Source organism: Streptomyces sp. NPDC003379, assembly GCF_053589195.1.
Genome location: NZ_JBSFRK010000032.1, coordinates 89685 through 96817, shown reverse-complemented (window position 1 = coordinate 96817; position 7133 = coordinate 89685). Strand labels below are relative to the sequence as shown.

Here is a 7133-nt window from a genome sequence, read left to right as displayed (position 1 = left end):
GCCTGCCTCCAGCTTCAACCGGTCCCTGCGAGGACCGGCGGCGGGCCTCTCATCCCGCGAGATCCATCAGCGCCTCGTGGCGCACAGCCCAGCTCGTCAATACAGAGAAGATCGACGCGTCCGTAGCGGGCGATGGTCTTGGTCAGCAGCTTCTCGTCGGCGGCCTCGACGAGTTCGTTGACCAGCTTGGTCGCCAGGACGTACTTGACCCGGAAGCCGGCCATCGCGGCCTCGGTGCCCAAGGCGATCAGCAGGTGCGACTTTCCGGTCCCCGAGTCGCCGATCAGACACAGCGGCAATCCTTTGCGGACCCAGTCGCACGAGGCCAGGGTATGGACGGCCGCCGGGTCGATGGCGGAGTTCGCGTCGAAGTCGAAGGTGCGAAGCGCCTTCTCGCGAGGGAAGCCCGCAGCCTTGATCCGGCGCTCGGAGCGGCGGCGGTTACGGTCGTCGCACTCGGACATCAGCAGCTCGGCCAGGAACCCGCGGTAGGTCATCTGGTCGCGCGCGGCGGCGTCGGCGAGTTCGGAGAACTGGCCCCGCATGGTGGGCAGGCGTAGGTTGCGGCAGGCCGCGTCGATGGCCGCGTCGGCGGCAGGCTCGGTCAGACCGCGGGGACGAGTGGCGTTCATGGCAGGGGACTCCCTTGACTGGGGGGACGCCCGGCCAACGGCCGGGTATGGCGAAGGAGCTGGTCGTAGGCGGCCACCGAAGGCAGCGGCCTGGGGTCCGGGGGCAGCGCGGCCAGCCTGCGCGCGGTCAGCGACACCACCGGAGAGGCGATACGGCCCAGCGCCGTGTCCGGGCCCGCCTCGGCGGGAGTTTCACGTTCGGCGGCCAGACGGGCTTCCAGGGCCACCGCATCCGAGGTCAGGGCCCCGGCCCGCAGTGCGGCGGCGATCCCGGCGACGACGTGGTCGTGGCTCATGTGCCGGTGCAGCAACAGGACCTCGATCAGCGCACGGGTGCCGGCCGTGTCCCCGTGGGCCCGACAAGCGGCCTCCCACCAGGCGTCGTGCACCGGGGTGAACTTCCCCGCCGCACGGGCCTGGTCCAGCGCGGTCGCCCCGGGCAGCGCGCCGGGTTTGCGCAGCAGTCCTTCCAGGTAGTGATCCAGGTCCAGGCGACTCCCGCCGCGTGTGACGAGGCGCTCGTGCCGGGCGATTTCGGTGCGGCCGTCGTAGACCACTACCGCGGAGGCGTGCAGCAGGACGCGGACCTGGCGGCCGATCAGCCGTACCGGCACTGAGTAGTGGTTCTGCCGCACGGTGATCTGCGCGTAGCGGTCCACCCGCGGGGTCAGAAGCCGCCCGGTCTCGAAGTGGTCCTCGGGCAGCGGCAGCAGCAGGGGTTTCTCGATGGCGAAGTACTCGCCGACGGTGCGCGGGCGCTCGCCGATCCGGCGCTGGTCATCCTGCCGGTCCCACTCATCGATGCGGGCGTTGAGCTCGGCCAGGGTGTCGACGTCGGGGACGGGGACCAGGTGGTTGCGGCGGAATCGGCCGACTTCGCCCTCGACGCCGCCCTTCTCATGGGCGCCGTCGATGCCCGGTCGGCAGTAGAAGGCGTCCAGGCCGGCCCAGGAACGGAACGCGATCCAGCGGTCTGTCTCTACCCGGGCCCGGGTGAAGCCGAGAACCCGGGCCACCGCGGAGGTGAGGTTGTCGTAGCGGACCTTGCCCCTGGGTACTCCGCCTAGCACCTGGAAGGCGTGGACATGGCCCTCGAAGAAGGCTTCCTGCCCTTGTGAAGCCGATACGTGGTGCACAGCTTTGCCGGAGAAGGAAAGCCGGAAGACGAACAAATAACACAGGGTGCGTCTGCCGTCGAGCGTGATATAGACGTCCCCAAAGTCGACCTCGGCCTCCTCGCCGGGACGGTGTGTCTGCGGGATGAATACGCTGGGTGGTCCGCGGCCTTCCTCGACCCAGATCTCGGGCTTGCGGCGCCTGATGTAGTCGCGGACCCGGCCGTAGGAGACATTGTCCATGCCGTGCTCGTCCACCAGCCGGTCGAAGACCCGCTTGGCGGTGTGGCGCTGCTTGCGCGGAGCATCCAGATCAGCACGCAGAATCGCGTCAATCAGATGCTTGTAGGGGTCGATCACCGACGGGCGCGGAGGCATCAACTTGCGCGGGGGCGGCCACGGGGAAGTCAGAGCTTCCCGCACCAGACGCCGGTGAACTCCGTAGCGGCGGGAGAGTTCATGGATCGACAGCTTCTCGGTACGGGAGTCCCGGCGAATCGCTGCGAAGAGCTCAACCTTGGTTCTCGGCCCGTCCACCCGGGCCCCCTGACTGTCGGAAGCACATCGATGCTCCCACCACAAGGCCACCCCCGGGGCCGCTTCTGATGAACACGCAATCCACGATCAGGCACCTGGGGCCAGAGAACTCGTTCCGATGGGGCCAGAGAAGGTGTTCATAGCCACGCTGGGCATCATCCTGCAGATGCTTAACGGCAGCCAGTCGGCGGGGAGTTACTGCCTGCTGACCAATGCCCGCCCGGGCGCCAAGGGGGACAGGCTTGAAGAAGCCCTGTCCGCGGAGTTCGAGCCGCACGTCCTGCGGGACACCTTGATGGAACTCTTCCACGACGCACCGCAACGCCAAGACCAGCTGGCACGGCTGGACGCCGACGGCCTTTCCCGGCTGGCTCGCTGCCGCCTCGAATTCGACCCGCGCGATGACAGCGAGATCCTCGAAGAGCTGCGCAACTCCCTGCGTTGCATCCGCAATCGTGCACATCAAGGCCTGGGAGAGGAGTCTGCCGGGCTGCTCACCGGGTACCTCATCGCCGAAGTATTCGGCCGCGCCGCCGATGTGACCGGCGCGCGGGCCACCTTCTCCGTAGCCGAGCTGCGCTCGCTGCTGCTGGTCGACGCGGAGACTTTGGCGCAGTCGATCGGTGCACGCGACTGGGGCACCATAGCGGGGAAGATCCCGACCATCCCCGATGTGCGCCGGCCCAGTCTTATCGATCCGCTGCTCGCCGCCTTCCCCACGACCCGGACGCACCCGACGCGCCGAGCCACCCTCGTGGGACCGTCAGGAATCGGCAAGTCCAGCGCCGCTGCCCTCTACATCGCGGAGAGGGCCGATGCCTACGACTTCATCGGCTGGATCGACTGCGAGACCACGTACTCGACCCATAACTCGTTCCAACGGGTACTGGACGTCCTGGAACCGAGCGTAGCCAGCCCAGAAGCCCGGCCCGATGAAACGCAACAGGCGGTGCAGCGAGCCCTCGGCCGGCTGCCCGGCCGCTGGCTGCTGGTTCTCGATAACGTGGCCGCAATGCGGCAGACCGAGGCTTGGGTACCCACGGCGAGCCGGGGCGACGTCATCATCACCACGCTGAACGCCGCCACGCATCTGGGCACGGGTGAGGTGGTGCAGGTCTCCGCCATGGAACGTCCCGAATCTGTCCAGCTGTTGACCCGGCGCCTGCACCTGGGCGAGTTGGAACAAGTCCAGTGGCAGGGCGCGCTGGACCGGCTGGCACGCGAACTGGGCGACTGGCCCCTGGCCTTGGAGCTCGGCGCCAGTTACCTCTATACGTGCGGGCTGGGGCTCGACCAGGTCGACCACTACCTCAAGGCCCTCAAGCTCCGCTCCTACGCGGACGAGGAGATGGTGCCCGTCGGCTATCCCCGTACGCTCGCCGCCGCCCACGCTATGTGCATCGAACAGATCGAGGTACGGATCCAGCCGGACACGGTTCTCGATGCCGCCGCCGTTGCGCTGCAGATGTTCTACGCGGCTGGCTATCTCGCATCCCAGCAGATACCCGCGCACCTTCTGCTGGCCGCGGCGATTACCAGGGTCGAGGACTTCGACGCCGAGCACCGTGGCCCTGTACTCGTTCCCCCGGAGACGGTCAACATCGGCGAATCGCTGCGTGAGCTCGCCCGCTTCTCACTCATCAAGAACGATCTCCCTCTGCCGCCCTCGTACGGGGAGACCATGCCCGGGGCCGACCGCTCCCTGGCCATCAACACGGTCAGTCAGGAGCTGATGCGTGAACGCCTGGCCAGGCACCCGGCGCAGTCGACAGCGATCGATCAACTGGCCGGCCATGTGGAGCGCTGGCTCACCGGGCCCACACAGCTGGGCGAGTTGGAGCGGGTGCGGGTCATGCAGTCGCACGCCGAGATGCTCCTGACCCACATCGACCGCCTCCGCCTGCCGACCGAACGCGCAGCCCTCATCTGCGGAAATCTCGCCGGCTCCTACTACAGTCAGGGAGACGTTGTGCGGGCCGAGGAACTCTATCTGCAGGAGCTTGACTACCTGGCGAGAGCCGGCTCGGACAACGACGCACTCGTCGTACAGACACGATTTGCTCTGGCGGCGATGCCCATCCAGGTGCACGAGCTCGGTCGTGACAGACGGCCGATGCTCGAGACCACACTGGACGACGCGGTCGGCCATCTGGAATTCGTACTTCAGCAGGCGCGTGCATGGCTGTTCGACTACCCCAAGGCTGCCATGAAACTGGCCATCGATTCGCGCCTGCTGATCCACGGAACGAGCCTCTCGGGGGACATCTCGACAAGGCTCGCGATGCTCGCCGATGCCTTCAGGGACGTCGAGTCGCGCATCGAGCCGACTTCGTACGCCGACAATTACGCAGTACTGGAAAGGGCAGAAGCCTGCTTGCAGAACCATCGTTACGCCGAAGCGGAAGCGCACTGTCGAGGGCTGCTGGAGTCGGGGGTGTCCGGGCCAGTCGAAGTGGAAACCCGCCGCCGCCTCGTCGAAGCCCTGGCCGGGCAGGCAGAGTGGGAGGAAGCGATCGGAGAGGTTACTCACTGGCAGCAGGACGCCACGGCTCCACGGCTCTTTCGGCACGCCATCGTGGACCTGATCCGGAACGTCTGCGTTGCTTGCGCCGCGGCGCTCAATGAAGGCGACGTCGGCGCTCTGCGCCTGTTGGAGCGCGTGGTCGATTGGCCTGATCTTGATCAGTTCGTCGCCATGGGCTCCGATGCCGACGCCCATGCCATCAGCAGTGCTCGAGCCCTGCGGGACCTGATCCGTAAGGCCAGTGAGGGATAGGCCGGCCGCGTCGGGGGTGTTCCCGACCCCCATGATGGCTGGGCGCGGCGGGCATCGCCCACGCAGGCTCGGTACCGTCTACAGCCGGGGCGCAAGGGCGGTGGTGGAACGCGGCGCAGGCACACAACAGCGGACTCGCCGACGAACAGGGCGGCCGTCAGGACCAGCGCTGCCGCCGGTTTGATGCGCGGGCGGGCACTCACCCTGCCCAGGCTCCGAGAACCCCCACCAGCACTCACCACAAAGGGTCCGTCAGCAAGCTGACGAACCCTCATGAACGATCGATTAGGTAATTGATTCCCCGTTGTCGATACTCAGGGCCAGCTGGGCCGCGCACTCGGCAAGCGCCTTCCGCAGGTCGGCAACGTGGGGGTAAGCGTCGTGCCTGGTCATCTGGAACCAGGTTGTGTTTCGGCGAAGTGCCCAGATCCGTTGAGTGTCCGGTGGCTGCTCGCGTTCGAGCGGGCGGGGAGCGAAAAGGTGCTCGCCCTGTGTGACGTGAGTCCAGACGAAGACGGATGCAACCTGACGCTTCCGGTCGTCCATGATTGGGGCTCCACCCCTGTTGGGTAGCAGCTCATTGGAGATGCGTCTCCAGGTTTCAGGTGGGAGCACCCAATCCTGGAGTACGGTCCTGCGCCGCCGGTAGTCGATCTGGGGAACCGAAGATGTTCGAAGTTCTGCGGCCAATTCGTGAAGAGCCGTCTCGAACTTTGCGAGATTGCGTCGGGTTCCCGCCCAGTATCGAAGGTCGGTGATGGGGGCGTACTGAACCCCGGCGTGGTTGATGCCTAAGAACTGGGCGGCATCACCCATTGATCCACCGTTCACCCACTGGACTAGTTGGACTGCGGCAGTCCGACGGAGAGCCCTGATGCGGATCCCAGTGATGTGGCCGAAGTGCGAGTCGAACCATTTCTGCTCCAGGTATGCAGGAATGTGCTGTGGTTGATAGTCGTCGCGCAGAGGAGCCCGCGGGCCGCTCATTCTGACTCTTCGGTATCTGTGAGCTGCGGGGGTAGCCGCTGCGCGCAGTTTCTCGGAGCAAGAGTCTCTGTGTTTCTCGAATACGTTAGCCCAGGCTTTACGTGGAAATCTTTCTGTCGAGGGTGAGTCAATGAAGCGAGGGAGGGATTCAGGGAGATCGTCGGATAGTAAGAGGGCGTCCGCGGCCTGCATGAGAGCAGCACATGTGCGTGCCTCTCTTGGTGGGTCAGATAGTATGCGATAGCGTTGGGGGCTGCCGAGTGGTCCGTGTCGTGTTTTCGTTTCCGACTGAATGTAGGCGTCCACATCTTTGACGAGCTCGGTGCGAATTAGGGTGCTGGTATGCGGCCAAGCGGAGTTGATCAAAGCCATAATAAGTCGGAGGTCGGTGAAATAGGCGCCTGATTCCTCTGGTGCACTCTGCGGATTTAATCGATACATGATTGCTACTTGAAAATCGAGAAGAACGGGATTAATTTTCAGTCCCGGAATATCTGCTCTGTCGAGTCGATAGCCACAAGCTGTCGACTTCCTTTTGTGGTCGGCGAGGTCGGGCGTTGTTTGTCTGCATTGGGCGGGGTGGAGTGTGTGGTCATTCGGGCGCTGCAGTAACTGCCAGGGGCGCTCGCTCAGGCGAGCGCACTGTGGACAGATTGCGTGCAGGAAAATCTGATGCTCAATACATGCGAAAACGACAGGAAGACTCCACTCCTTTTTCCATGCGCCCCGGTCGAGGCATCGCGGACAGAACCTGGGGGTGCCGGCAAATAGCCATGAGTCAGACCGTGATCCGTTATCTGCAATAATCTTCTTGATTGGCGGATAGTGACTCTTCCAGGATGAAAAAGTTAGCTCTTCGGCTTCTCTGAGGGTGATTCGAGTAAGTCTTGCAAGGTTGGAAAGCTGCTCCCTGTCGAGTTCCAGTGAGATAGCTCGAGCGGGTGCAGAGTTATTCGACCAGCCGTGCAATCCGGCCATTCGGGCTAGGCGCAGCGGCGAAACGTCGATCCTGTAAGTCAGGCGCTGAAGGTAACTAACGAGAGACTCACCGGCGATCGGATCCAAGCTTCGGGGCAACGGGTGCAT

Annotated in this window: 3 protein-coding genes and 1 pseudogene; 1 reads left to right on the top strand and 3 read right to left on the bottom strand. The window is 64.7% G+C overall.

The window, feature by feature from the left end; genetic code table 11:
• Positions 1–86 precede the first annotated feature (86 nt).
• A pseudogene (locus tag ACWDVB_RS27855) lies at positions 87–632 on the bottom strand (ATP-binding protein); the annotation flags it as partial.
• A complete protein-coding gene (gene istA / locus ACWDVB_RS27850) occupies positions 629–2284 on the bottom strand; it encodes an IS21 family transposase (protein ID WP_451517283.1) in 1656 nt (551 codons plus the stop codon). The pseudogene ACWDVB_RS27855 and the gene istA, both read right to left, overlap by 4 nt.
• 118 nt (positions 2285–2402) lie before the next feature.
• On the opposite strand from istA, the gene ACWDVB_RS27845 reads away from it, so the two are divergent.
• A complete protein-coding gene (locus ACWDVB_RS27845; RefSeq protein WP_451517284.1) occupies positions 2403–5060 on the top strand; it encodes an NB-ARC domain-containing protein in 2658 nt (885 codons plus the stop codon).
• A 285-nt stretch (positions 5061–5345) separates the two neighbouring features.
• On the opposite strand, the gene ACWDVB_RS27840 is transcribed toward ACWDVB_RS27845, so the two are convergent.
• On the bottom strand, positions 5346–7133 hold the full coding sequence (locus tag ACWDVB_RS27840) for a TniQ family protein (protein ID WP_451517285.1): 1788 nt from the start codon (positions 7131–7133) through the stop codon (positions 5346–5348).

Coding starts and splice junctions, on each gene's coding strand:
- ACWDVB_RS27845 (WP_451517284.1), top strand. CDS start 2,403: ATGGGGCCAGAGAAGGTGTTCATAGCCACGCTGGGCATCATCCTGCAG.
- ACWDVB_RS27840 (WP_451517285.1), bottom strand. CDS start 7,133: ATGCACCCGTTGCCCCGAAGCTTGGATCCGATCGCCGGTGAGTCTCTC.